Annotated in this window: 17 protein-coding genes, 1 pseudogene and 1 riboswitch; of the genes and pseudogenes, 11 read left to right on the forward strand and 7 right to left on the reverse strand. The window is 73.6% G+C overall.

Going from position 1 to position 26,060, the window contains the following annotated elements:
- Positions 1–133 precede the first annotated feature (133 nt).
- Both CP982_RS25610 and CP982_RS25615 read left to right on the forward strand, forming a co-directional pair.
- Positions 134–1,420, forward strand: a complete 1,287-nt coding sequence (locus CP982_RS25610; RefSeq protein WP_184925805.1) for a PspC domain-containing protein — start codon at positions 134–136, stop codon at positions 1,418–1,420.
- Positions 1,417–2,151, forward strand: a complete 735-nt coding sequence (locus tag CP982_RS25615; protein WP_150512633.1) for a LuxR C-terminal-related transcriptional regulator — start codon at positions 1,417–1,419, stop codon at positions 2,149–2,151. The genes CP982_RS25610 and CP982_RS25615 overlap by 4 nt, the downstream gene beginning before the upstream one ends.
- Positions 2,152–2,228: 77 nt before the next feature.
- Here the strand turns inward: CP982_RS25615 and CP982_RS25620 are convergent, their stop codons facing one another.
- The gene (locus CP982_RS25620; RefSeq protein WP_150512634.1) at positions 2,229–3,317 is read right to left on the reverse strand and encodes a C40 family peptidase; all 1,089 of its coding nucleotides are present in this window, start codon (positions 3,315–3,317) and stop codon (positions 2,229–2,231) included.
- Between the two features lie 341 nt (positions 3,318–3,658).
- Between CP982_RS25620 and CP982_RS25625 the strand changes: the two genes are divergently transcribed.
- Entirely contained in the window at positions 3,659–4,012 is a 354-nt protein-coding gene (locus CP982_RS25625) for a hypothetical protein (protein WP_030681628.1), read from the forward strand.
- A gap of 117 nt (positions 4,013–4,129) precedes the next feature.
- Here CP982_RS25625 and CP982_RS25630 read toward each other — a convergent pair whose 3' ends face one another.
- A complete protein-coding gene (locus CP982_RS25630) occupies positions 4,130–5,371 on the reverse strand; it encodes a C40 family peptidase (RefSeq protein ID WP_150512635.1) in 1,242 nt (413 codons plus the stop codon).
- Between the two features lie 8 nt (positions 5,372–5,379).
- Positions 5,380–5,535: riboswitch (cyclic di-AMP (ydaO/yuaA leader) on the reverse strand.
- 277 nt (positions 5,536–5,812) lie between these two features.
- On the opposite strand from CP982_RS25630, the gene pcrA reads away from it, so the two are divergent.
- Positions 5,813–8,272, forward strand: a complete 2,460-nt coding sequence (pcrA, locus tag CP982_RS25635; RefSeq protein WP_150512636.1) for a DNA helicase PcrA — start codon at positions 5,813–5,815, stop codon at positions 8,270–8,272.
- 115 nt (positions 8,273–8,387) lie between these two features.
- Here the strand turns inward: pcrA and CP982_RS25640 are convergent, their stop codons facing one another.
- Complete coding sequence (locus CP982_RS25640) at positions 8,388–9,953, reverse strand: M23 family metallopeptidase (RefSeq protein ID WP_150512637.1); 1,566 nt, start codon at positions 9,951–9,953, stop codon at positions 8,388–8,390.
- Between the two features lie 350 nt (positions 9,954–10,303).
- Positions 10,304–11,158, reverse strand: a complete 855-nt coding sequence (locus CP982_RS25645) for an esterase/lipase family protein (RefSeq protein WP_150512638.1) — start codon at positions 11,156–11,158, stop codon at positions 10,304–10,306.
- A gap of 390 nt (positions 11,159–11,548) precedes the next feature.
- Here CP982_RS25645 and icmB point away from each other — a divergent pair, with 390 nt between their 5' ends.
- On the forward strand, positions 11,549–11,965 hold the full coding sequence (gene icmB / locus CP982_RS25650; protein ID WP_030681615.1) for a coenzyme B12-dependent isobutyryl CoA mutase small subunit: 417 nt from the start codon (positions 11,549–11,551) through the stop codon (positions 11,963–11,965).
- 53 nt (positions 11,966–12,018) lie between these two features.
- On the opposite strand, the gene CP982_RS25655 is transcribed toward icmB, so the two are convergent.
- Together CP982_RS25655 and CP982_RS25660 are read right to left on the reverse strand one after the other, a co-directional pair.
- Entirely contained in the window at positions 12,019–13,734 is a 1,716-nt protein-coding gene (locus tag CP982_RS25655) for a DUF5691 domain-containing protein (protein ID WP_150512639.1), read from the reverse strand.
- A 218-nt stretch (positions 13,735–13,952) separates the two neighbouring features.
- Positions 13,953–15,392: an SWIM zinc finger family protein gene (locus tag CP982_RS25660; RefSeq protein WP_150512640.1), complete on the reverse strand. Its 1,440-nt coding sequence runs from the start codon at positions 15,390–15,392 to the stop codon at positions 13,953–13,955.
- A 201-nt stretch (positions 15,393–15,593) separates the two neighbouring features.
- Between CP982_RS25660 and CP982_RS25665 the strand changes: the two genes are divergently transcribed.
- From CP982_RS25665 to sucD, 5 genes are all read left to right on the forward strand, one after another.
- Positions 15,594–16,748 (forward strand): ATP-binding protein, encoded by a 1,155-nt coding sequence (locus CP982_RS25665; protein WP_150512641.1) that lies wholly within the window; start codon positions 15,594–15,596, stop codon positions 16,746–16,748.
- Positions 16,745–19,183, forward strand: coding sequence for a DUF5682 family protein (locus tag CP982_RS25670; protein ID WP_150512642.1), 2,439 nt, complete (start codon positions 16,745–16,747; stop codon positions 19,181–19,183). The genes CP982_RS25665 and CP982_RS25670 overlap by 4 nt, the downstream gene beginning before the upstream one ends.
- 184 nt (positions 19,184–19,367) lie before the next feature.
- A complete protein-coding gene (locus CP982_RS25675; protein WP_372503521.1) occupies positions 19,368–20,597 on the forward strand; it encodes a VWA domain-containing protein in 1,230 nt (409 codons plus the stop codon).
- A gap of 417 nt (positions 20,598–21,014) precedes the next feature.
- Positions 21,015–22,196: an ADP-forming succinate--CoA ligase subunit beta gene (sucC, locus tag CP982_RS25680; RefSeq protein ID WP_150512644.1), complete on the forward strand. Its 1,182-nt coding sequence runs from the start codon at positions 21,015–21,017 to the stop codon at positions 22,194–22,196.
- A 22-nt stretch (positions 22,197–22,218) separates the two neighbouring features.
- A complete protein-coding gene (gene sucD, locus CP982_RS25685) occupies positions 22,219–23,103 on the forward strand; it encodes a succinate--CoA ligase subunit alpha (RefSeq protein ID WP_150512645.1) in 885 nt (294 codons plus the stop codon).
- A 70-nt stretch (positions 23,104–23,173) separates the two neighbouring features.
- Here the strand turns inward: sucD and CP982_RS25690 are convergent.
- Positions 23,174–24,279 (reverse strand): annotated as a pseudogene (locus CP982_RS25690) (helix-turn-helix domain-containing protein).
- 107 nt (positions 24,280–24,386) lie between these two features.
- Here CP982_RS25690 and CP982_RS25695 point away from each other — a divergent pair.
- Positions 24,387–25,982 (forward strand): cell division protein PerM, encoded by a 1,596-nt coding sequence (locus CP982_RS25695; RefSeq protein ID WP_184926479.1) that lies wholly within the window; start codon positions 24,387–24,389, stop codon positions 25,980–25,982.
- The last annotated feature ends 78 nt before the right edge of the window (positions 25,983–26,060 follow it).

The following is a 26,060-nucleotide window of genomic DNA, read 5'->3' on the forward strand; positions in this document are numbered from 1 at the left end:
GCGGCAGTCGGGACAACCCTGGCCGAACCCTGATATCGCCCCTGACCGCCCCCGAGCCCGGCCCGGAGATCAGGGGAGTCTCGGGGACGGACCCTGATGCCCCCGGCCCCGCCCGCGTGTGACCATCGGTGACATGCCCGATGCCGCAGCTGTACCCATCGAAGACGAGCGGCCGCTGCGGAAGCTCTATCGCAGCGGTGAGGGCCGCCTGCTCGGCGGGGTCGCACGCGGCCTCGCGGGCCACCTCGGGCTGCCCGTCATCTGGGTGCGGCTCATCTTCATCGGCCTCTTCACGGCCAACGGCCTGGGCGCGCTGCTGTACGCGGCGTTCTGGTTCTTCGTGCCGCTCGGCGTGGGCGGCGTCGCGGCCCAGCGCGCCGCCATGGTGACGACGGAGACGGCGCCCGACGGCCGCCGCAGACTCGTCGCCCGCAAGCCGGACAAGGGGCAGATCGTCGCGCTCCTCGCGATGCTCGCCGTCGCCATGGTCTTCGTCGGCAGCATGGACCTCGGCGGCCCGACGAAGGCGTATCTCTGGCCGACGCTGCTCGTCGCCGCCGGTGTCGCCCTCGTCTGGCGCCAGGCGGACAACGCCCGGCGGGCCCGCTGGATGGAGGTCGGCCGCAAGCGCCGCACCCTGACGATCGCCCGGACCGCGGCCGGGGTGCTCCTCGTCGGCGTCGGCGTCTCCGGCATCTTCGTGCTGCGCGGCTCCGCGTCCGACCTCAGCGCGGCCCTGCAGGCGGCCCTCGCGGTGCTCGTCGGCATAGCGCTGCTCGCGGGCCCCTATCTCGTCCGCATGACCCAGGACCTCTCCGAGGAGCGGCTGATGCGCATCCGCGCCCAGGAGCGCGCGGAGGTCGCCGCCCACGTGCACGACTCGGTGCTGCACACCCTGACGCTCATCCAGCGCAACGCGGACAGCGCCGGTGAGGTCCGCCGCCTCGCCCGCGCCCAGGAGCGCGACCTGCGCGCCTGGCTGTACAAGCCGGAGGGCACCGGCAAGGAGGAGGCGGAGGAGCCCGACACCCTCGCCGAGGCGGTCCGGCGCAATGCCGCGGAGGTCGAGGACAAGCACGGCGTCCCCATCGAGGTGGTCGTCGTCGGCGACTGCCCGCTCGACGAGCGCCTGACGGCACAGATGCAGGCCGCGAGAGAAGCGATGGTGAACGCCGCCAAGTACGGTGGCGAGGGCGGTGCGGTGCAGGTCTTCGCCGAGGTCGAGGGGGAGACGGTCTTCGTGTCCGTCCGCGACCGGGGCCCGGGCTTCGACCTGGACGCGGTACCGGACGACCGCATGGGCGTACGAGAATCGATCATCGGCCGCATGCAGCGCAACGGCGGTGCCGCGCGGTTGCGCACGGTGCCGGGCGGCGGCACGGAAGTCGAGCTGGAGATGGAGAGGACGGCGGCGACATGAGCGACGCGACCGAAGCGAGCGGGCCCGTGGATCCGGCCGCCGGGGCAGCGGAGGCAGGGGCACCCGCCGCGCGGCGGGTGAAGGTCGTCCTGGTCGACGACCACCGGATGTTCCGCACGGGAGTGCAGGCGGAGATCGGCCAGACCGAGCGCACGGGCGTCGAGGTCGTCGGCGAGGCCGCGGACGTCGACCAGGCGGTCGCGGTGATCACGGCGACCCGGCCCGAGGTGGTGCTCCTCGACGTGCACCTGCCGGGCGGCGGCGGGGTGGAAGTCCTGCGCCGCTGCGCGCCGTTGATGGCGGACGCGGAGAGCCCGGTGCGGTTCCTCGCGCTGTCCGTCTCGGACGCCGCCGAGGACGTCATCGGCGTCATCCGGGGCGGCGCCCGGGGCTATGTCACCAAGACCATCACCGGCACCGACCTGGTCGACTCCGTCTTCCGGGTGCAGGAGGGCGACGCGGTGTTCTCGCCGCGCCTCGCCGGTTTCGTCCTGGACGCCTTCGCGTCGACGGACGCGGCGCCGGTCGACGAGGACCTGGACCGCCTCACCCAGCGCGAGCGGGAGGTGCTCCGCCTCATCGCGCGCGGGTACGCGTACAAGGAGATCGCCAAGCAGCTGTACATCTCCGTGAAGACGGTCGAGTCGCATGTGTCGGCGGTCCTCAGGAAGCTCCAGCTGTCGAACCGGCACGAGCTGACGCGCTGGGCGACGGCCCGACGGCTGGTCTGACCCGGGCCGCCACGCACGCTCCGGCGCGCCGTCCGGCCCGTTCCGGGCACTGGGCCCGGCCCGCCCCCGCGCGGCCCTCACGCCACCCGCGCGGCCCCCGCGAACGGCATCTGGTCGATGGGAGCCAGGCGGACCGGGGCGCTGGGGTTGGGCGCGTGGATCATCTGGCCGTCGCCCACGTAGAGGCCGACGTGGCTGATGCCGGAGTAGAAGAACACCAGGTCGCCCGGCTGGAGTTCGGAGCGCCCGACACGGCGGCCCGCGTCGATCTGGGCGTAGGTCGTGCGCGGCAGCGAGACGCCCGCGGCACGGTAGGCGGCTTGGGTGAGGCCGGAGCAGTCGAAGGCGTTCGGGCCCGTCGCGCCCCACACGTAGGGGCTGCCGAGCGCCTTGTAGGCGTACGAGACGGCGCGTGCGGCGCGGGCGTTGGGGGCCTTCGCGGCACCGGTCGGGGCCGTGCCGCGCGTGTCGGCCCGGGAGGCCCGGTCGGAGCCCGCGGCGCCGTCGGCGTCCGCTGCCTCCTCGCCGCGCTCGGCGGCGGCCAGACGGGCCCGTTCGTCGGCAGTCAGCCGGGCGAGCAGCCGCTTGGCCTCGCCGAGCTTTCCGGTCACGGTCTTCTTGTGCTTCTTCAGGTCCGCCTGGCGGGACTTGAGGTCGCCGAGGGTGTCGTCGGCCTCGGTGCGGAGCTGGTCGAGCTCCCGGACCTGCCGTCGTACGTCGGCGACCTCGGCGGCCTGACGGCGCCCCGCGTGGTCGGCGCGGGCGGCCCGGTCGAGGAAGGCGTCCGGCTCGGCGGAGAGCGCGAGCTGGACGGACGGGTCCATGGCTCCGGAGCGGTACTGGGCGGTGGCCAGGGAGCCCAGGCCCTGGCGCGCCGAGTTGAGCCGCTCCGTCTTGCGGGCGGCCTCGTCGCGCAGGTCCCGCAGCGACTCCTCGGCCCGGTCGGCCTTCTCCTTGGCGCCGTTGTACTTCTCGGTGGCGACCTCCGCCTCGCGGTAGAGCTCGTCGACCTTCGCCTTCACCTCGCCTGCGGAGAGCCGGGGCTCGGCGTGTCCGGTGCCCTCGAAGGCGGTCGCCGTGGCGGCGGACGCGAGGGCGAGGGTGGCGGCGGTACGGGCCGTATGGCCGCTGAACGAGCGCTGTTTCGGCTTGCGGTGCTGTGCCACGGAGGCTCCACGTCCTTCCACAGTGGCCAGGTCCGGTACGGGTCCGGCGGCGCCTCGCACAGGGGGAACGGGGCGCCGCCGGACTTCTCGGCGGTGATGTCCGGCTGCCGTCCCTGGTCCGGACGACGGTGGGGAGCCGGTCACCGGTCATGGACGCTAAACCTCGCCGTCACCGGGCCGTGACCTGTTGTACGGAAGTGGCGCCCGCGGCCCGCTCGTGACCGGACACGACCGCCCCGGCGGCCGGTCGGCACCCGCTTCGCCCGTTCCTGTGACCGTTGTGGCGTTCGTGGTCCACCTGCCTGATGGGGGGTGATACGGGCCCGGTTAGGCTCCGCCCCATGGACGTACTCATCCATCTCTTCGTCGGCCTGCACATCATCGGCATCGCCTCGCTCCTGGGAGGCTTCCTGACCCAGATGAAGGCGATGGGTGACGGCACCGCCCGCTTCAGCCCCGCCATGCTGCACGGCGCGCTCACCATGCTGATCACGGGCGTGGCCCTGGTCGGCCTGAACCAGGCCGACGACAACGAGGTCAACAACCTCAAGATCGGCATCAAGATGGCCGTCCTCGTCGTGATCCTCGGGCTCGTGTACCTGAAGCGCGACGAGGAGAGGGTGGACAAGGCGATGTTCGGCGCGGTCGGCGCGCTGACGACGGCGAACATCTTCATCGCCGTCCTGTGGACGTAGCCGCCCACCGCCCGCCGTACGCGTGGGGGCCCGCACCCGGTCCGGGTGTGGGCCCCCACGCGTATGCGCCCCCTCCGTAGAGGGCGATTTTCAGTCGTGCCTCTACGGAGGCCTCGGTCACGCGGGGCGGACCACGCTGTGGATCGGCATGTAGTAGATCGACTCGACGCGCACGTTCGCGCCCGGCTTGGGGGCGTGGATCATTTTGCCGTTGCCTATGTAGATCCCCACGTGGCTGATGTCGTCGTAGAAGAAGACCAGGTCACCGCGTTTGGCACTGGACGTGGACACCTTGGTGCCGACCTTCACCTGGTCCCAGGTGGTGCGGGGCAGCGAGATCCCTGCGGTCTTCCACGCGGCCTGCGTGAGCCCGGAGCAGTCGTACGAACCGGGCCCGGTGGCGCCCCACACGTAGGGCTTGCCGATCTGCTTCTCGGCGAAGGCGATCACCTTCTCGGCCTTCGCGGCGTACCCGCTGTCCGTGTTCCCCGAACCGGAACCCGATCCGGAGCCGGTGTCGGAGCCGGAACCCGTCCCCGAGCCACCGCCGGAGCCCTGGTCCTCGTCCCGGCCCCGGTCCCTGTCCCGGTTCCGCTCGCGCTCCCGACGCTCCGCCTCCTCGGCCTTCCGTTCGCGCTCCTCCTCGGCCTGCTTGCGCGCCAGCTCGGCGGCCTTGCGCCGGGCGGCCTCCTCCTTCCGCTTCTCGATCGCGGCGAGCCGCGCCTTCTCCTCGGTGGTCAGCTTCGAAAGGAGCGTGCGGGCCTCGCCGAGCTTGGTCTGGACGGTCCGCTTGCTCGACTTCAGCTCGTCGCGGGAGTCACTGAGCGTCTTCAGGTTCTTCGCGGCCTTCGCGCGCTGCTTGGTGGCCGCCACCTGCTGCGCCTGGTACTCGTCGACCGCCTTCTTCTGGCGGCTGGTGAGCCGTCCCGCGAGGTGGTTCTGGTCGAAGAACCCCTTCGGGTCGTCGGCGAGCATCAGGGCGGCGGTCTCGGAGACGGCGCCGGTGCGGTACTGGGCGGCCGCGAACGAGCCGAGCTGCCGCCGGGCCTCGTTCAGGTCGTCCGTGCGCTCGGCGACGTCGTCAAGGAGCTTGTCGACGTGCTTGCGCTGCTTGTCGGTGCGTTCCTTGGCCGAGTTGTACTTCTGGGTGGCCACACCCGCCTGGTGGTAGAGGTCGTCGACCTTCTTCTGGACCTCTTCGAGACTCGGCTCCGCGGGCCTGGCCGGGGCCGAGGAGGGGGCCGCGTTCGCGCTCTGTGACAGGAGCGCCACCGAGGTGAGCGCGGCCGTCGTGATGCCGAGGGCCGGGGCGGTGCGTGCCAGGGGAGAGCGGGTGCGCGGCTTGCGGTGCGACGCCAAGGGAGGCGACTCCTTCCGTGGACCGCCTACCGGGTTAGCTGTCGGGTTCGGGCGGTTCGGAAGGGCTGCCCTACCGGCCCGTGCGCGGTGCGGCGGGACGGATTCACCCCAAGATCATGGTGGGTCCCCGGCTCCGAACGCGTCGGACTCGGCGGAGGCCGCGCGGCCCGGCGGGGTTCGCCGGTTTGGGGGGACGTGCGGCCCGCGGAGCACGCTAGCCAACTCCTGTGGCGCGAGGGAAGATTGATGTTCGATATGCCCGATACATTTTCGTGACTTTACGCACCTCCGCACTCTCCCCGGTGCCGCCCCGACCCGGCTCACCTGCGGCGTGGCCCGGCGTGACCGCCCCGTGGCGCCCCGTGGGCGGGCCCGGCCGACCGCGGCGGTGGCCGGAACCCGGGGCGGGCTGTCAGTGGGGCCGCCTAGACTCGGGAGGCGATGAGCAGCCTCTTTGACGACAGCTTCCTGGCGGACCTCAAGCCCTCGCAGGGCGCTGAGGAAGAGCCGCCGCCGCCCGAGGACAGCGCTCCGGAGCCGATTCCGGACGATCTGTTCGACGGGAAGTTCGACGCGCCCGCACCCCGGGACGGGTACTACCGGGACGGTGCCCCGCGCCCGGCCCTCGATCCGGCGACCCTCCTCGACGGGCTGAACGAAAACCAGCGCGCGGCCGTCGTGCACGCGGGTTCCCCCCTGCTTATCGTCGCGGGCGCGGGCTCCGGCAAGACCCGCGTGCTCACCCACCGCATCGCGTACCTGCTCGCCGAGCGCGGGGTGCACCCCGGCCAGATCCTCGCGATCACGTTCACGAACAAGGCCGCGGGCGAGATGAAGGAGCGCGTCGAGCAGCTCGTCGGCCCGCGCGCGGGCGCGATGTGGGTGTCGACGTTCCACAGCGCGTGCGTGCGCATCCTGCGCCGCGAGTACAAGAAGCTGGGCTTCACGTCCTCGTTCTCGATCTACGACGCCGCGGACTCCAAGCGTCTGATGGCCCTGGTCTGCCGGGACCTGGACCTGGACCCGAAGAAGTTCCCGCCCAAGTCCTTCAGCGCCAAGATCTCGAACCTGAAGAACGAGCTGATCGACGAGGAGGACTTCGCCGCCCAGGCCGCCGACGGCTTCGAGAAAACCCTCGCCCAGGCGTACGCGATGTACCAGTCGCGGCTCCGCGAGGCCAACGCCCTCGACTTCGACGACCTGATCATGACGACGGTGCACCTCCTGCGCGCCTTCCCGGACGTCGCCGAGCACTACCGCCGCCGCTTCCGGCACGTCATGGTCGACGAGTACCAGGACACGAACCACGCGCAGTACGCCCTCGTGCGCGAGCTGGTCGGCCCCTCCCCGCAGGAGGGCGAGGACGGCGAGGCGCCCGGCGAGCTGTGCGTGGTCGGTGACGCCGACCAGTCCATCTACGCCTTCCGCGGCGCCACGATCCGCAACATCCTCCAGTTCGAGGAGGACTACTCGGACGCCACGACGATCCTCCTGGAGCAGAACTACCGCTCCACGCAGACGATCCTCAGCGCGGCCAACGCGGTCATCGAGCGCAACGAGAGCCGCCGCCCCAAGAACCTGTGGACGAACGCGGGCGCGGGCGCCGGCATCACCGGATACGTCGCCGACACCGAGCACGACGAGGCGCAGTTCGTCGCCGACGAGATCGACCGCCTCACGGACGCGGGCGACGCCAAGGCCGGCGACGTGGCGATCTTCTACCGGACGAACGCGCAGTCGCGTGTCTTCGAAGAGATCTTCATCCGCGTGGGACTGCCCTACAAGGTCGTCGGTGGCGTCCGCTTCTACGAGCGCAAGGAAGTCCGCGACGTCCTGGCCTATCTCCGGGTCCTCGCCAACCCGGAGGACGGCGTACCGATGCGCCGCATTCTGAACGTGCCGAAGCGCGGGATCGGTGACCGTGCCGAAGCCATGATCGACGTGCTCGCGCAGCGCGAGAAGATCTCCTTCCCCCAGGCGCTGCGGCGCGTGGACGAGGCGTACGGCATGGCGGCCCGCTCGGTGAACGCCGTCAAGCGGTTCAACACGCTCATGGAGGAGCTGCGCACCGTCGTCGAGTCGGGCGCGGGCCCCGCGGTCGTCCTGGAGGCCGTGCTCGAACGGACCGGATATCTGGCCGAGTTGCAGTCCTCCACGGACCCGCAGGACGAGACGCGCATCGAGAACCTCCAGGAACTGGCCGCCGTGGCCCTGGAGTTCGAGCAGGAGCGCCAGGAGGGCGAGGCCGGATCGCTGTCCGACTTCCTGGAGCGGGTGGCGCTCGTCGCCGACTCCGACCAGATCCCGGACGAGGAGGACGACGGCTCGGGCGTCATCACGCTCATGACGCTGCACACCGCCAAGGGCCTCGAATTCCCGGTCGTGTTCCTGACGGGCATGGAGGACGGCGTGTTCCCGCACATGCGCGCCCTCGGCCAGACCAAGGAGCTGGAGGAGGAGCGCCGCCTCGCATACGTCGGCATCACGCGCGCGCGGGAGCGGCTCTACCTCACGCGGTCCTCGGTGCGCAGCGCCTGGGGCCAGCCGTCGTACAACCCGCCGTCGCGCTTCCTGGAGGAGATCCCGGCGACCCATCTGGAGTGGAAGCGCACGGGTTCCGTCGGCGCGCCCGCCTCGTCGGGGCCCGCCGGGGGAGTGGCGTCCTCGCTGTCGTCGTCGCGTTCGCGCGCGGGGGGCGCGCAGGGCTTTGCCACGCGCCGGGCGACGGAGAAGCCGGTGGTGTCGCTCGCCGTGGGCGACCGCGTCACGCACGACCAGTTCGGCCTCGGCACGGTGGTCGGCGTGAAGGGCACGGGGGCGAACGCGGAGGCGACGGTGGACTTCGGCGCGGAGAAGCCGAAGCGGCTGCTGCTGCGGTACGCGCCGGTGGAGAAGCTCTGACGTTCCGCTCGGATGCTTGGTCCTCGGACTGCTGGAGTCCGAGTGACACCTTGTGGAGGGGGCCCGGCCGCCTCCACAAGGAGGGCGCGGGCCGTGGCGGTGCGCTCGCGTCCGCCTACGTGGGGTCCAGGCCGTGGCTGCGCAGCCACGACAGGGGGTCTATCGCAGAGCCGCCGCCGGGGCGGACCTCGAAGTGCAGATGGGGCCCGGTCGAGTTGCCGGAGTTCCCGGAGTAGGCGATGGCGTCGCCCGCCTTCACGGGGCCGTTGGAGATCTTGTGCGTGGAGAGGTGGCAGTACCACGTCTCCGTGCCGTCCTTGGCGGTCACGATCGCCATGTTTCCGTAGGCGCTGTTCCACTTCGTGGAGACGACGCCGTCGGTCGCGGCCATCACGGGGGTGCCGTACGACACCGGGAAGTCGATCCCGGAGTGCTGCGACATCCAGTTGATGCCCGCCTGGCCGTAGTACGCGCTCAGGCCGTGCTGGGAGACGGGGAGCGCGAACTTGGGGCGCAGCCGCTCCTTGCGCGCGGCCTCGGCGACCGCCTTCCGGTGCGCGGCGTCCTTGGCGGCCTTGAGGTCAATACGTTCCTGCGTACGGCTCGCACGGTCGGCGAAGTCACCCGCGTCGGCCGAGAGGTTGGCGAGCTGGGTGTCGAGCTTGCTGTTCGCGGCGGACGGCTGCACGGACGCGGCGTCCGGGGCGGAGGCCGCCCGCGTCTCCTTGGTGTCGTCGTCGCCACCGCTGAGGCCGCTCACCGAGGCGGCGGCCACTCCCGCGACGCCCATCACGCACGCCGACGGCACGGCGACGGTGAGCAGCGCGGAGCGCTTGGCGGGGGAGCGGCGTGACCGGGTGCGGGTGCGCGGGGAGGCGGCGCGGGTGGAGCGGGGGCGCTCGGCGGGGGCGTGCTCGCTGACGTTCGCACCCGCTTCGACGTCGCCGAGTTCGTCGCCGGGCGTGTCGTCGGCCGTGTCGCCGGCGGCGAACTCGTGCTCGCCGGTGGTCGGTTGGCCATACGTGCCGGACAGGGTGTCGCCGGCCTCGTAGGCGTCGCCCGGGGCGGGAGCCGCGCCGCCGGTTCCGTCCGTCCCGTCGCTCCCGTACGTGTCGCCGTACGGTTCGTGGCCGCCGTCGGAGTTCCAGGCGGTGGCGTCGTACGCGCCGGTGTCGAAGACCTGGGTGGCCCACTGGCCGGTCTGCTGGGCGTCGGTCCAGGTGGTGGCGGACCAGGTGGCGGTGGAATCCGGGCCCGGCTGGGCCGGGATGTCCGCGAGCTGCTGGTACCCGCCGGTGTCCCACATGCCCGTCGTGTCGTGGCTGCCCGTGTCGTACGGGGAGAGGCCCTGCGGGGTGCTGAACCCGTCGTGGCCCAGGGGCTGCTGGCCCGCCGTGGCCCACTGGCCGGTGTCGTAGGCCTGGCCCGGAAGCTCGCCGAAGAGCGGGTCGGAGGGGAAGCCTCCGCCGACCGCGAATCCCGAGCCGGAAGTGTCGAAGACGCCCGTGCCGTCCTGCGCACCTGGGGCGTTGAACCCGGTGGCGGTGAAGCTGCCGGTGGCGTAGCCGTCGTACCCGTAGCCGACGTGCTGCGCGCTCTGGTCGTAGGAACCGTAGGGAGCGTAGTCGGCGTCGGGTGCCGGGGCCGGAGCGGGGGACCCCGGCGGGTGACGGTCGTTCACCAACTTCTCTTTCGCCTCGACAGCATGGGGGCTGGCAGCGCAGTGCCGCGACTGTACCCGGCGGTATGCGGGCGCGACAATCTTCGGCAGGTTCCGTGCTCGCAGGAAACGGGCATTCGGCCGCCTTTCGGCGGACTGTGGGCACAGGCTTGGCCTGGCGTTCGAGGAGTGTTCGAGGTCAGAGGTGTGGGGATCCGGTGTGCACGCGCTTCGGCGGGCCGTCCGGCCGTCGTCGCGGAGGGGCCGGGCGGGCCATGGGGACCGTGGCGTGCGGTCCGTGGCGCGACGGGCGCGGCCCGTGCCGCCGCGCCCCGAACGGTCGGGCCGCGCGCCGTGTCGAGCCGTGCGGGTCAGGCGACCGTCAGGCCGTCGGTCGACGCCGGGGTGTCGGCGGCCGGTTTCGTGAGGTCGAGTGCCTGCCGGATCGCCGAGGCGACCGCGGGGTGCACCGGCAGGGCGAGGTGCCCGACGCCGGAGACGCGGACGTTCTGCGCGATCAGGTCGGGATGGTCGACACAGGCCGTCTCGACCGGGTCCATCAGCTGGTCCAGCTCGCTCCAGAAGCTCACGAACTGCGTACGGCAGCCCGGCGCGGGCTCGCGCAGCTCCTCGATGACGTCCGATCCCGGCCGCATCTGGCGGACGATCGGGTGCGCGTCCGCCAGCGGCACCACACGGGTGCCCGCGTGCGGGGTGCCGAGGGTGACCAGCGTGCGGACGCGGGCGTCGCCGCCGAGCCGCTGCACGTAGTAGCGGGCGATGAGGCCGCCGAGGCTGTGGCCGACGATGTCCACGCGCTCGTGTCCCGTGCGCTCGCATATCTCCTCCACATGACGGCCGAGCAACTCGGCGGCCTTGCGGATGTCGCAGGTCAGCGGCGAATAGTTGAGGGACTCGAGGTGCTGTCTGCCGTGCTGGGCCAGGCTGCGGCGCAGCAGGACGAACACGGAGCGGTTGTCGATGAAGCCGTGCAGGAGCAGGACCGGGGGTTTGTGCCGCGCCGGCAGCCGCGGGGCGTCGGGGGGCGGTGGCTGCGGGGCCGCGCGCCTCTCCTGGACGATGCCCGAGGGGTACAGCAGCAGGTGCCCGGCGAGGATCGCGAGCTCCAGGGCCGTGGCCTTCAGCAGGGCGATGGGGAGTCCCGCGAGTCTCGCGGGCAGCAGTGCTCCGCAGAGGCGAAAGGGCTGGACCCTCGTGAGCGTCATGTCGACCTCCCGGTCGGCACACGGGGAGACACCTCTGTCCCCCGTGTGCCCCTCAGAGGAAGCCGTGGTCGAGGCATGACGAACCACGATGCGTCGCACCGCGGGCGGCACACCGCCGCCACCATGCCGTGCGGCTGACGGCATGGTGGTGCGGCGGCCTCGCAGCGGCTCCCCTCGCGCGGCCCCCGACTCTCGCCCCGTGAGTACACGGGGGCGGCGCGCAGCGAACGTGTCCCACCGTGTGATTTCCCCCTCCCTCTCCACCACGAAACTGCGTGCTGCGGGATGCTGGAGATAACGTTCGTTCACCTACCCGGCCGGCGCGGCGCGGGGTATCCGTGCTGGGACAGCGGTATTTCCGTACATGGACGTCGGTACATGGAGGCAGTGATGGGTGTGGGAGCCGGTCCGATCCGCGTGGTGGTCGCCAAGCCGGGCCTCGACGGCCACGATCGCGGGGCCAAGGTGATCGCGCGGGCCCTGCGCGACGCCGGCATGGAGGTCATCTACACCGGCCTGCACCAGACGCCCGAGCAGGTGGTCGACACGGCCATCCAGGAGGACGCCGACGCGATCGGCCTGTCCATCCTGTCCGGGGCGCACATGACGCTGTTCGCCCGCGTCATCGAGCTTCTGAAGGAGCGCGACGCGGCGGACATCCAGGTCTTCGGCGGCGGCATCATTCCCGAGGAGGACATCCCGCCGCTCAAGGAGATGGGCGTAGCGGAGATCTTCACGCCCGGGGCGACGACCACGGCGATCGTGGAGTGGGTCCGGGAGAACGTGCGGCAGCCCAGCGAGGCCTAGGCCCGGGCGCGCCCCGGCCCTCGGGGCTCTTCCGGGCCGGGCGTGCGTATGCCTCAAGGGGTGAGCTCCTCCCGCATCACCGCGCGCAGGCGCAGGGTGGTGACAAGGCGCTGGAAGGCCTCCGACCAGTAGCCTCCGGCGCCGGGCGCGGCGTCCTCGCGCTCGTCCGGCACGGCCGTGAGGGCATCGAGCCGCACGGCCTCGGCCGGGTCGAGGCAGCGCTCCGCGAGGCCCATGACACCGCTGAAGCTCCAGGGGTAACTGCCCGCGTCGCGCGCGATATTCAGCGCGTCCACCACCGCGCGGCCGAGGTCGGGGGCCCAGGGCACGGCGCACACGCCGAGCAGCTGGAAGGCCTCGGACAGGCCGTGCGCGTCGATGAAGCCCGCCACCCACGCGGCCCGCTCGGGCGCGTGCAGGGCGGCGAGGAGCTTGGCGCGCTCCGCCAGGGACACCGCGCCCGGGCCCGCCGCGTCCGGTGCCGAAGGGGAGCCGAGCAGCGCCCGTGACCAGGTCGCGTCGCGCTGGCGGACGGCGGCGCGGCACCACGCGGCGTGCAGCTCGCCCCGCCAGTCGTCGGTGACGGGGAGCGCCACGATGTCGGCCGGGGCGCGGCCGCCGAGTCTGCTCTGCCAGGTCGCGAGGGGGGCGGCCTCCACCAGCTGGCCCAGCCACCAGGAGCGTGCGCCCCGCCCGGCGGGCGGTTTGGGGGTGACGCCGTCGCGCTCCATGCCCGCGTCGCACTCGTGCGGGGCCTCCACGGTGAGCGTCGGTGTGCTCGCGGTGCGGTCGAGCGCCACGCAGGAGGAGGCGCGGTCGGCCATGCGGGCGGCGAGCGCCGACGTGGGCAGGGCGGACAGGAGCTCGGCGGCCGTGGCGCGGACGTTGCGGCTGCGGTCGCCCAGGGCCTGCTCCAGGAACGGCTCGTCGGCCGGGCCCAGGCCCGTGCGCAGCGAGTCCAGGAACATCAGCCGGTCCTCGGCCCGCTCCGTCGTCCAGGTGCCGGCCAGGAGGGCGCGCGCGGCGGCGGGGTCGTGGGCCCGCAAGGTGGCCAGGAGCGCGACGCGCTCCGCGAACAGGCCCTCCTGCCAGCGGCGTTCCACCTCCGTCTCGTCCTGTCCGCCCTGCGCGGCGGTGGTCGTGGCGCCGTGCGGGGCGGCGCGCAGCGCGAACTTCCAGTCCGGGTTGAGCGTCGCGAGCCACCGGGCGCGCGGGCCCGCGAAGGCCAGGGCCTGGGGGCGCAGGTCGGTACGGCCGCGGGCCGCGTTCAACAGTGCGGGCAGCAGCTCCGGCGGGGCCGCGAAGTCCCGGTCGTTGGCCAGGGCCAGCCACTGGGGCAGCAGCTCCATCAGGTCGGGCGCGGTGCCCCGGCGGCCGCCGCCCGCGGTCGGATGGTCGGCGAGCAGGCTCGCGAGGCGACGTCGTGCCGCGGGCGGTACGACGGGCCGGGGGTCGTCGGGAGCGGGCTCGGGGCGCGCGGCGGCGGCGGGTGCGGGGCGCAGGCCCGCCCGGCGGCGCACCGTCTGGACGGCCGCCGCGTCCAGGAGCGCGGTGGGGGCTTCCTTGCCGGGCGCGTCCAGGTGCGGCGTACGCCGATCCGTGCCCAGGAGCGCCGTCGTGACGAGCTCTTCCCACGGGGTGCGGGTGTAGGCGGCGGCCGCCTGGGCGGGGAGTGCGGCCGCCGGTGCTTGCGGGTGGGGCTCGGGCTCCGGTGCCGGTGCCGGTGCCGGTGTCTGCGGCCGGGGCTCGGTCTGGGCATCGGTCGACACGGCCTGGGGGCGGGGCTGGGACTCCGCCGGGGCGGCGTGGGACGGCGGCGGGGCGGTCGGCTCCGCGCAGGGCGTGCGCGGCGCCCACGCGCGCGTGGCGGATGTGGATTCCGGTGTGGACGTCGGTGTGGATTCCGGCGTAGATGTCGGCGTGGATTCCGATGTGGATTCCGATGTGGATGTCGGTGTGGATGTCGTCATCTTCGCTCCCTCTCCTCTCACAGCCGAACGGTCTCCGTCGTGCCGTCCGCCCAGGCCGCCAGGGGGTTGAAGCCCTGGTGGCCGCACTCGCCGAAGACGGTGAGGGGGGCGCCTCCGGACAGGGCGACCAGGCGCCAGAGGCCGGAGCGGGACGCGGCGGACGGGGCTATGGGCAGGGCTGATTCGCCGTCGGCGTCGGCCAGTTGCCATGCCGTGGCGGCGCCGCGGCCGCTGTCCCCGCCGCTGGACGTGGGGCCGGGGGTCGGTATCACCCGGGTGAGGGTGGCCGGCCAGGTGTCCAGCCACGGGTCGTCGCGCAGCGCCTCGCCATAGCGCGCCGTCGCCTCTGCCGGGGGCAGGCCCGGCGGGCGGCCCGTGGCGGGGGCCGGGGTGGTGAACTGCTCGCCCAGGTCGGCGCGGAGCCCATGGGCCGCCGGATCGGCGGCGTACGGAACCAGTTCGGCGTCCAGGGCCTGGCCGACCGGCAGGCTGAGGGCGGGGGCGCGGCCCGCCGCCCCGTACGACAGGAGCAGGGCCGTGCGCCCGGACCGCTCGCCGTGCACCCAGACGCGGCGCGTGGTGAGCTTGCTGTCCACCGTGTCGTACTGCGCGAGGACCTGCCATCGGTCCCTGACCGGCGTGCCCCGCGCCGGTGCGGGCAGGCCGACGCGGGAGCGGACCGTGGCCGCCAGCGGGGCGGGGAGCCGGTCGCGGTGCAGCCAGCCCCAGGCGAGCAGGTGCAGCAGGGCGCACTCCTCCAGGAGCCGGGCGGGCCAGCCGGAGCCGGAGGAGGGTATGGCACCCAACTCCCGCACCCGCGCGGCGAGTCCCGGAGCCTGGGCGTCGACCATGCGGGCGGCCGTCTCCTCCCACAGGCCGTACCCCGACTGCTCGGCCGTGGCCAGGCCGCCGCGCAGCAGGTCGGCCAGGCGGCGCTCCAGCTCCGTCGCGCCCGCCGTGACGCGCTCGGCGCGGCGCTCCGCCCGCTTGCGCGCGGCCTCCGGATCGGCGGTCGCCCGCTGCGGCGCCGCGGCCGGACCCCGCTCCGTCCCCGCTCTCTCGCGCCGTGCGTCCAGCCACTGCCGCGCCCAGTCCGGCGGCGCGCCCTGCGGCACGGCGTCCGCCGGCACGGCGGGGTCCGCCGCCCCGTCAGAACCCGCGGGGCCGCCCGGGCCCGCCCAGAGCAGCAGCAGGCCGAGCGCGTGCTTGCAGGGGAACTTGCGGCTCGGGCAGCTGCATGCGGACGCGGGGCCCGCCGCGTCCGCCACGTCGATCACCGTCCGGTACGGCTTGCTGCCGCTGCCCTTGCACAGTCCCCACACCGCCCCCTCGTCCGAACTGCCCGTCTGCGACCACGGCCCGGCGACGCCGAGCCTGCTTCCCGCCTTGCGTGACGGGGCGTCAGGTGCCAGTGCCAGCACCTGGTCCGCCGTCCAGCGCACCCCCTGCTGAGTCATGTCGTCGACGGTAGGTCCCGCCACTGACAATCAGTCGCGAGTACGGCATCTATGCAGGTCACGGACGTGCCAGGGTCGATTGTCAGTGGCGTGGTGCACCGTGGGAACACATCGCGGCCAAGCCGTCGGCAAGGCCGCGTCGTTGCCGACGCATGCGCGCTTCGGGTGGCTCGCGCATGCCCGAGCTTGAGGGGGACCACCATGACCGTTTCCGTGGAGCCGACCGGCGGCCGCGCCGCATCAGCGAGGCCCGCGGAGAGCGGCGGGCAGGGTGCGACGCAGGAGCTGCGGCCGCACGCCGAGGACGCCTTCGCCGCCGAACTCGCCGCGCTCGCCGGGCAGGACGACCGGCCGCGCCCGGCCCGCTGGCGGCTCTCGCCCTGGGCCGTCGCCACGTATCTGCTGGGCGGCACGCTGCCGGACGGCACCGTGATCACACCCAAGTACGTGGGCCCGCGCCGCATCGTCGAGGTCGCCGTCACCACGCTCGCCACCGATCGCGCGCTGCTGCTGCTCGGTGTGCCCGGCACCGCGAAGACCTGGGTGTCCGAGCACCTCGCGGCAGCGGTCAGCGGCGACTCGACGCTCCTGGTCCAGGGCACGGCAGGCACACCCGAAGAGGCCATTCGCTACGGGTGGAACTACGCGCGGCTGCTCGCCCACGGCCCCAGCCGCGACGCCCTCGTGCCCAGCCCGGTGATGCGCGCCATGTCCGAGGGCATGACGGCCCGCGTCGAGGAGCTGACCCGCATCCCCGCCGACGTCCAGGACACGCTGATCACGATCCTGTCGGAGAAGACCCTGCCCATACCGGAGTTGGGCGAGGAGGTGCAGGCCGTCCGCGGCTTCAACCTGATCGCCACGGCGAACGACCGCGACCGCGGGGTCAACGACCTGTCCAGCGCGCTGCGCCGCCGCTTCAACACGGTCGTGCTGCCGCTGCCGGAGAGCGCCGACGCCGAGGTCGACATCGTCGCGCGCCGCGTCGACCAGATCGGGCGCTCCCTCGACCTGCCCGCCGCCCCCGACGGCATCGACGAGATCCGCCGCGTCGTCACGGTCTTCCGCGAGCTGCGCGACGGCGTCACGACGGACGGCCGTACGAAGGTGAAGTCGCCGAGCGGCACGCTTTCGACGGCCGAGGCGATCTCCGTGGTCACCAACGGCCTGGCCCTCGCGGCGCACTTCGGGGACGGCGTGCTGCGCCCCGGTGACGTCGCGGCGGGCATCCTCGGCGCGGTCGTGCGGGATCCGGCGGCGGACGCGATGGTCTGGCAGGAGTACCTGGAAGCGGTCGTGCGCGAGCGTGACGGGTGGAAGGACTTCTACCGCGCGTGCCGCGAGGTGAGCGCATGACGACCGCCACGGAGAGGGTCGGCGGGCCGCTGCTGCTCGGGGTGCGGCACCACGGTCCCGGCTCCGCGCGCGCGGTGCGGGCCGCGCTGGACGCCGCTGAGCCGCGTGTCGTCCTGATCGAGGGCCCGCCGGAGGCCGACGGCCTCGTACGGCTCGCCGCCGACGCGGACATGAGGCCGCCGGTGGCCCTGCTCGCGCACGTGGTGGACGAGCCGGGCCGGTCGGCGTTCTGGCCGCTCGCGGAGTTCTCGCCGGAGTGGGTGGCGATCCGGTGGGCCGTGCGGCGCGGGGCGCCGGTGCGGTTCATGGACCTCCCGGCCGCGCACACGCTCGCGCGCCGCGAGGAGGCGCCGGACGAGTCGGGCCCCGGCAGGGGAGACCCCATCGGCACGCTCGCCGGGGCCGCGGGGTACGACGACCCGGAGCGCTGGTGGGAGGACGTCGTCGAGCACCGGGGGGCGGGCGCCGACCCGTTCGCCCCGTTCGGGGCGCTCGGCGAGGCCATGGGGGCGCTGCGCGAGACGCCGGGGAGCGACGGCGTAGGACGGGACCTGCTGCGCGAGGCGTATATGCGGCTGCAAGTCCGGGCGGCGCAGCGGGAGTTCGGGGCCGAGGGGGTCGCCGTGGTCTGCGGGGCGTGGCACGTGCCCGCGCTGCGGCACCGGACGACGGCGGCCGCGGACCGGGCGCTCCTCAAGGGACTGCCGAAGGTCAAGGTCGACATGACCTGGGTGCCCTGGACGCACCGCCGTCTGGCCCGTACGAGCGGGTACGGCGCGGGCATCGACTCGCCCGGCTGGTACGGCCATCTGTTCGGCGCGCCCGACCGGCCCGTCGAGCGCTGGCTGACCAGGGTCGCGATGCTGCTCAGGGAGGAGGGCAGGATCGTGTCGTCCGCGCACGTCATCGAGGCGGTGCGGCTCGCCGACACGCTCGCCGCGATGCGCGGGCGGCCCCTTGCCGGGCTCACCGAGACGCTGGACGCGGTCCGGGCCGTGATGTGTGAAGGGTCGGACGTGCCGCTCGCCCTGGTGCACGACCGGCTCGTCGTCGGCGACGTGCTCGGTGAGGTGCCGGAGTCCGCCCCCGCGGTGCCGTTGCAACGGGACCTCGGCCGCCTCCAGCGCAAGCTGCGGCTCAAGCCGGAGGCGCTGGAGCGGGAGGTGGAGCTCGACCTGCGCAAGGAGACCGACGCGGCGCGCAGCAGGCTCCTGCACCGGCTGCGGCTGCTCGGCGTCGGCTGGGGCGAGCCGGTTAAGGCGCGCGGCAGCACCGGTACGTTCCGGGAGACCTGGCGGCTGCGGTGGGAGCCGGAGCTGTCGGTGCGGGTCGCCGAGGCCGGGGTGTGGGGCACGACGGTCGCGGCCGCCGCGACCGCCAAGGCGCAGGCGGACGCGGTGGGCGCGGAGGCCCTCGCCGACGTTACGGCCCTGGCGGAGCGGTGCCTGCTCGCCGGGCTGAAGTCGGCCCTGCCGGTGGTGATGCGGGTGCTCGCCGACCGGGCGGCCTTGGACGCGGACGTGGGGCACCTGGCGGAGGCGCTGCCCGCGCTGGTGCGGTCGCTGCGGTACGGGGACGTGCGGGGCACGGACACGGGGGCGCTGGGGGAGGTGGCGCTCGGGCTCGCGGAGCGGGTGTGCGTGGGGTTGCCGTCGGCCTGTGTGGGGCTCGACGCGGATGCGGCGGAGCGGATGCGGGGCCGCGTGGACGCGGTGCACGGTGCCGTGGGGCTGCTGGGAGGTCGGGCCGCGCCCGGGGCCGGTCTGCGACCGCGATGGCTCGGGGTCCTGCGGGGGCTCGCCGAAGGGGAGCGGGTCGTGGGGGGCGTGCGGGGGCGGTGCGCGCGCCTGCTGATGGATGACGGGGCGCTGGCGGAGGGGGAGGCCGCGCGGTTGATGGGCCTTGCCCTGTCGCGGGGGAGCGAGCCGGGGGAGGCGGCCGCGTGGATCGAGGGGTTCGTCGGCGGGGGCGCGGGCGGCGGGATGCTGCTGGTGCACGACGAGCGGCTGCTGGGGCTCGTCGACCAGTGGCTCACGGGGGTGTCGGCCGAGGCGTTCGTCGACGTACTGCCGCTGCTGCGGCGGACGTTCTCCGCGTACGAGGCGGGGGTGCGGCGCACCCTGGGCGAGCTGGTGCGGCGGGGAGGCGCCCCCGCCGTGGCCGCCACCGGGGTGCCCGGGTTCGCCCAGGAGCTCGACCGGGAGCGGGCGGACGCGGTCCTGCCGGTGGTGGGGCTGCTGCTGGGGCTGGGCGACGGCGGGTTCGGGGAAGCGGACGATCGACTCAAGGGCGGTGGTGTCGTGTACGGCGGCGCGGGCGACGGTGACGGTGACACGGGCTGGGGCGGCGGCCGCGGTGACGGCCGCGGCAGCGGCTCCGGCGGCGGCAAGACCGCGGCCCCGCTGGGCGGCGGCCTGGTGGGGGTGGGCCGATGACAGCCGCAGGTGACGTGACGAGTGGCGTGGCAGCGACGAGTGGCGGCGGCGAGGCTGCGGCCCCGCTGGGCGGTGGCCTTGTGGGGGTGGCTCGATGAGGGACGCAGATGACGTGGCGAGTGGCGTGTCGGGCGGCGTGGCAAGCGGTGCGGGAGGTGACGTGACGGGCGGCGCGTCGGGTGAGGTGACAGGCGGCGCGGCAGGTGGCGTGTCGGGCGGCGCGGGAGGTGGCGTGTCGGGCGGTGGGGTAGGTGGTGTGGTGGGGGATGAGCGGCTGCGGCGGTGGCGGCTTGTGCTGGGCGGGGGCGGTGCGGACGGCACCGGTCGTGCGCTGACCGGGCGGGACGCCGCGATGGACGGGGCGCTGTCCTCGCTGTACGGGGGCGGCGGGGGCAAGACGGAGCGGGGGCAGGGGCGTGCCGCGGGGCTCGGGGCGTCGGCGCCGTCGGTCGCGCGGTGGCTCGGTGACATCCGGACGTACTTCCCCTCGTCCGTCGTGCAGGTCATGCAGCGCGACGCGATCGACCGGCTCGGGCTCTCCGCGCTGCTCCTGGAGCCGGAGATGCTGGCGGCGGTGGAGGCGGACGTCCACCTGGTCGGCACGCTGCTCTCGCTGAACCAGGCGATGCCGGAGGAGACGAAGGACACCGCGAGAGCCGTCGTGCGGAAGGTCGTCGAGGACCTGGAGAAGCGGCTCGCGACCCGCACCCGTGCCACGCTCACCGGCGCGCTCGACCGCAGCGCGCGGGTGCGGCGGCCCCGCCATCACGACATCGACTGGAACCGCACGATCGCGGCCAACCTCAAGAACTACCTGCCCGAGTACAAGACGGTGGTCCCCGAGCGGCTCGTCGGGTACGGACGGGCGTCGCAGGCGGTGAAGAAGGACGTCATCCTCTGCGTCGACCAGTCCGGCTCGATGGCGGCGTCCGTCGTCTACGCCTCGGTGTTCGGCGCGGTCCTCGCGTCCATGCGGTCGATCAGTACGCGGCTCGTGGTGTTCGACACCAGCGTGGTCGACCTGACGGACCAGCTCGACGACCCCGTGGAGGTGCTCTTCGGCACACGGCTCGGCGGCGGCACCGACATCAACAGGGCGCTCGCGTACTGCCAGGCGCGGATAGCCCGCCCCGCCGACACGGTCGTGGTCCTGATCTCCGACCTGTACGAGGGCGGGATACGGAACGAGATGCTCAAGCGGGTCGCGGCGATGAAGGCCTCCGGAGTGCAGTTCGTGACGCTGCTCGCGCTGTCCGACGAGGGGGCGCCCGCGTACGACCACGACCACGCGGCCGCGCTCGCCGCCCTCGGCGCTCCGGCGTTCGCCTGCACCCCCGACCACTTCCCCGAAGTGATGGCCGCGGCGATCGAACGCCGTCCGCTGCCCGTGCCGGAGATGAGTACTCACCGGTAACGGGCGGGGCGCTGCCAGGACGTCGGCCGTTGGCGAAGGGGGCGCGCCCGACGCGACACGCGGTGGCCGGTCGCGAGAGCGAACGCGGGGGTTCCGGCGAGGCCGGTTCCGGCGGGGCCCGGGGGCATCGGAGGCCGTGAGGGGGCGCCCGAGAGGGGGCTCGGGAGCCGCCCGCTCTATCACGGCGGGCACGATCTGTGACCGTCATCACCGCGCAAATGTGATCTGCGATTTAGGGACGCAGGTCCCGCGGCGATAACCTGCGAGACGGACATGCCGCGTACCGGACTCTTCGGCTACGCCTCCCTTGTGACAGCGCAGTCACGTTGCCCTTCGCGGCACGCCCACGCAGAGCACGCAGAGACTGAAGCCGCTTAGCGACAGCGGCGCGAGATCACTGAAAAGGGACGGACGCGCGTGGACCTGTTCGAGTACCAGGCGAGGGACCTCTTCGCCAAGCACGGTGTACCGGTGCTGGCCGGTGAAGTCATCGACACGCCTGAGGCGGCGCGCGCGGCGACTGAACGCCTTGGCGGCAAGTCGGTCGTGAAGGCGCAGGTGAAGGTCGGTGGCCGCGGCAAGGCCGGCGGCGTCAAGCTGGCGGCGACGCCGGACGAGGCCGTCGCTCGCGCGACGGACATCCTCGGCATGGACATCAAGGGCCACACGGTCCACAAGGTGATGATCGCCGAGACGGCCCCGGAGATCGTGGAGGAGTACTACGTCTCCTTCCTCCTGGACCGCACCAACCGCACCTTCCTCTCCATCGCCTCCGTCGAGGGCGGCATGGACATCGAGGAGGTGGCGGCCACCCGCCCGGAGGCCGTCGCCAAGACCCCGATCGACGCCAACAAGGGCGTGACCCCGGAGAAGGCGCGGGAGATCGTCGAGGCGGCGAAGTTCCCGGCCGAGGTCGCGGACAAGGTCGCCGACGTCCTCGTGACGCTGTGGGACACCTTCCTCAAGGAGGACGCCCTCCTCGTCGAGGTCAACCCGCTGGCCAAGGTCGCCTCCGGCGACATCCTGGCCCTCGACGGCAAGGTGTCCCTGGACGCCAACGCCGACTTCCGCCAGCCGGAGCACGAGGCGCTGGAGGACAAGGAGGCAGCCGACCCGCTCGAGGCTGCCGCCAAGGCCAAGGACCTCAACTACGTCAAGCTCGACGGCGAGGTCGGCATCATCGGCAACGGCGCGGGTCTGGTCATGTCGACCCTCGACGTCGTCGCGTACGCCGGTGAGAACCACGGCGGCGTGAAGCCCGCCAACTTCCTGGACATCGGTGGCGGCGCCTCCGCCCAGGTGATGGCGAACGGCCTGGAGATCATCCTCGGCGACCCGGCCGTCAAGTCCGTCTTCGTCAACGTCTTCGGTGGCATCACCGCCTGTGACGAGGTCGCCAACGGCATCGTCCAGGCGCTCGCGCTCCTCGAGGAGAAGGGCGAGAAGGTCGAGAAGCCGCTCGTCGTCCGCCTCGACGGCAACAACGCCGAGCTGGGTCGCAAGATCCTCTCCGACGCCAACCACCCGCTGGTGCAGCGCGTGGACACCATGGACGGCGCGGCCGACAAGGCCGCCGAGCTCGCTGCGGCTGCGAAGTAAGGGACGAGGGACTCAGACCACCATGGCTATCTTCCTCAACAAGGACAGCAAGGTCATCGTCCAGGGCATGACCGGTGCCACGGGCATGAAGCACACCAAGCTCATGCTGGGTGACGGCACGAACATCGTCGGCGGCGTGAACCCGCGCAAGGCGGGTCAGTCGGTCGACATCGACGGCACCGAGATCCCGGTCTTCGGCACCGTCGCCGAGGCGATGGAGAAGACGGGCGCCAACGTCTCCGTCCTCTTCGTGCCCCCGGCCTTCGCGAAGGCCGCCGTCGTCGAGGCCATCGACGCCGAGATCCCGCTCGCGGTCGTCATCACCGAGGGCATCGCCGTCCACGACTCCGCCGCGTTCTACGCGTACGCCGTGGAGAAGGGCAACACGACGCGGATCATCGGCCCGAACTGCCCGGGTCTGATCACCCCCGGCCAGTCGAACGCGGGCATCATCCCGGGCGACATCACGAAGCCGGGCCGCATCGGCCTGGTCTCGAAGTCCGGCACGCTCACGTACCAGATGATGTACGAGCTGCGCGACATCGGCTTCTCGTCGGCCGTCGGCATCGGTGGCGACCCGGTCATCGGTACGACGCACATCGACGCCCTGGCCGCGTTCGAGGCCGACCCCGACACCGACCTGATCGTGATGATCGGTGAGATCGGCGGCGACGCCGAGGAGCGTGCGGCGGACTACATCAAGGCCAACGTGACCAAGCCGGTCGTCGGCTACGTCGCGGGCTTCACCGCGCCCGAGGGCAAGACGATGGGCCACGCCGGCGCCATCGTCTCCGGCTCGTCCGGCACGGCCGCCGCGAAGAAGGAGGCCCTCGAGGCCGCCGGGGTGAAGGTCGGCAAGACCCCCACCGAGACGGCGAAGCTGGCCCGGGCGATCCTGGCCGGCTGACCTCCACGGTCCTGAGAAGCGGGCCCGCACCCAGAACTGGGGTGCGGGCCCGCTTCTGTGTTCCCGGCGGTCAGTACGGATCGGGGGTCAGCCGTTCCGGGCCGGGGTGGGGGGCCGAACGGAGCTTCTGCTTGAGGGTCTCGTCCTCGGGGGTCAGGGGGCCCGGTCCCATCCTCGGGGGGACGCCGCTGATGGCCTTGCCGGAGGGCACGGGCGGTTCGTAGTGGGTGGGGGCCGTGCGCAGCGTCAGGGCGGTGGCGGTGACGATCAGCGCGGTGAAGGCGATGGCGGCGCGGGTCCACAGCCGGGCGCGGCGTTCGCTCGCGGTGCGGACGCGGGCCGGTCGCGGCACGGCGAGCCGCTCCGCGCGGCCGAGCGCGGTCAGCCGCTCGGTCAGGGCCTCGGGCCGGTCGGCGAGACCGAGGTCCGCCAGCCGCTCGGCCAGCGTCCCGCGGGCGCTGAGCAGTCGGCTCGCCGCGGCCGGAGTGCTGGCCTCCGTCTCGGCGGCGGTCTCGGGCAGGTCGAGCCCGACGCCGTCGTAGAGCATCAGGGTGCGGCGCTGCGCGGGCGGCAGGCCGAGCAGGACGTCGAGGACGGCACGGTCGGACGCGTCGGCGGGCGGTGTGTCCGGGTGCCGCAGACCGGGGCGGAAGCGGTGCCAGGGGGACAGCGCGTACTCGTGGGCGGCCGCGCGCACCCAGCCCGCCGGGTCGCGGTCCACGGCGACCTCGGGCCAGCGCTGCCAGGCGAGCTGGAAGGCGCGCTCGACGGACTCCGAGGCGAGGGCGCGATGGCCGGTGAGGGCGTAGGCCTGGCGGAGCAGGGCCGGGGCCGTGTGGGCGCAGAGGGCGTCGAAGGCGGCTTCGGGGGTGGCCGGGGGCGCGGGTTCCGGCTGCTGCTCGTCGGGGGCGGGGCGTCGGGGGCCGGGGCCGCCGGTCGCGCGAGGGACTCCAGGAGCTTCGCGTAGGCCGCGCGTCTGCTGCCGCGCGGCTCCGTGCGGCCGGACTCCCAGGAGCGGACGGTCTCGCGGGTGACGCCCACGAGCGCGGCGAGCTGGGCCTGGGTGAGCGGCTTCGCCTCGCGCAGCCTGCGGCGCTCCTTGGGGGGCGGCAGCGAAGGGAGGCCTGCCTGCTCGGTCGAGGCCGAGAGTCTGGGGGAGGCCGGGCTCTGGGTCATGGCTAGCCGTCCCGCCGTACGAAAAAGAACATAAACGTATCTTGGGCGACACATCCGGTATTCGCGTGTTACGCGAAGAAAGCGCGTGTCGTTGGGAGCATGGCCGGGTGACGCACCTCACCGACTCCGGCTCCGATTCCGGCTCCTGGCCGCCGCCGCGGGAGCAGCCGAACCCGTCAGACGCGGCGGGACGGACGCATGACGGATCGTCAGGGCTTGCCACGGGGGTGCTGGGCGGGGCGGTCGCGGCGGGGCTCGGGCTCGGCGCGTTCGCGGTCCTGGTGATGGTCCTGTGGATCAGCTCGCCGTACCCGGACAGCGGCCCCGACGGCGCGCTGCACGTGGCGGCGGCGCTCTGGCTGCTCGCGCACGGCACGGAGCTCGTCCGCACCGAGACGCTGTCCGGGGCGGCCGCGCCGGTCGGCGTGACACCGCTGCTCCTGCTCGCGCTGCCGTGCTGGCTGCTGCACCGGGCCGCGCGGGACGCCGCCGATCCGGAGGGGCGCGCGATGGGGGTGCGGGCGGCGTGGTGGGGCGTGGCCGCGGGCTACCTCCTGGTGGGGTTCGCGGCCACGCTGTACGCGGCGGGCGGTGAGCTGCGCCCTTCGTGGCCGAGCGTGGCGTGGCACGTGCCGGTGCTCGCGGTGGCGGCGGCGGGTTCGGGCGTGTGGGCGGCGCACGGGCGGCCGCGGGGGCCGCTGCCGGACGCGGTGACGCGCGCGTGGGAACGGCTTCCCGCCGCGGTACGGCGCTTCTTCGTACGGGAACGGGTGCTCGCAGCGGGCCGGGCGGCGGCGGCCGGGACGGTGGTGCTCGTGGGCGGGGGCGCGCTGCTCGTCGGGGTGTCGCTCGTGCTGCACGGCGGTCCGGTGCGGGAGTCGTTCCTGGAGCTCACCGGGGTGTGGTCGGGGCGGTTCGCGGTGCTCCTGCTCGCGCTCGCGCTGGTGCCGAACGCGGCGGTGTGGGGCGCGGCGTACGGGCTCGGGCCCGGGTTCGTGCTCGGTACGGGGACCGTGGTCGGGCCGCTCGGCGCGCAGGCGGCGCCGCTGCTTCCGGAGTTCCCGCTGCTCGCGGCGGTGCCGGGGGCCGGGGCCGGGTCGCCGTTCACCTGGGCGGTGGGGGTGGTGCCGGTGCTCGCGGGATGTGCGGTGGGGTGGTTCGTGGCGGGGGCGGCGGCGCCGGCGTTCGGGGAGCGGGAGGCGGCGTGGCCGGTGGGGCGGACGGTGCTCGTGGTGGTGGGGGCGGCGGTGGGGTGCGGGGGTGCGTGTGCGGGGCTCGCGGAGGTGGCCGGGGGCGCGATGGGGGTGCGGGTGCTTGCGGAGTTCGGGCCTGTGGGGTGGCTCACGGGGGTTGCGGCCGTCGCTTGGGTGGGGGGTCTGGGGGTGCCCGTCGCGCTGGGGGTGCGGGCCTGGCGGGTACGGGCGCCTCGGCCCGGCCGGGCTTCCTGGGCGGGGCGCCTCCGCGCCTGGCGGCCCTGGGCGGGCCGGGCCGCGTCGCCTGAGGCCCCCGTGCCTGAGCCCTCGGGGCCCGGGGATCTGTCCGAGCTCTTCGAGCCCTTTGAGCCACTGGAGCCGCTTGAACCCCTGGAGCCCCTGGAGCCCTTTGAGCCGGAGGCCCCGGGTCCGCCGCCCTCCTTCGAGCCGTACGACTTCCTGCCGGGGCGCGACGAGGGCCCGCCGGGGGGAAGCGGAACCGGGGGCTGACCTGGGCGGCGGCCCCTGTGCAACGGCTGATCGGCGCCTGGGCGCTGTGCCCACCCGTCCCGCCCAGCGGGACGATTG

Source organism: Streptomyces spectabilis (assembly GCF_008704795.1).
In the GTDB taxonomy this organism is placed as follows: Bacteria; Actinomycetota; Actinomycetes; order Streptomycetales; family Streptomycetaceae; genus Streptomyces; species Streptomyces spectabilis.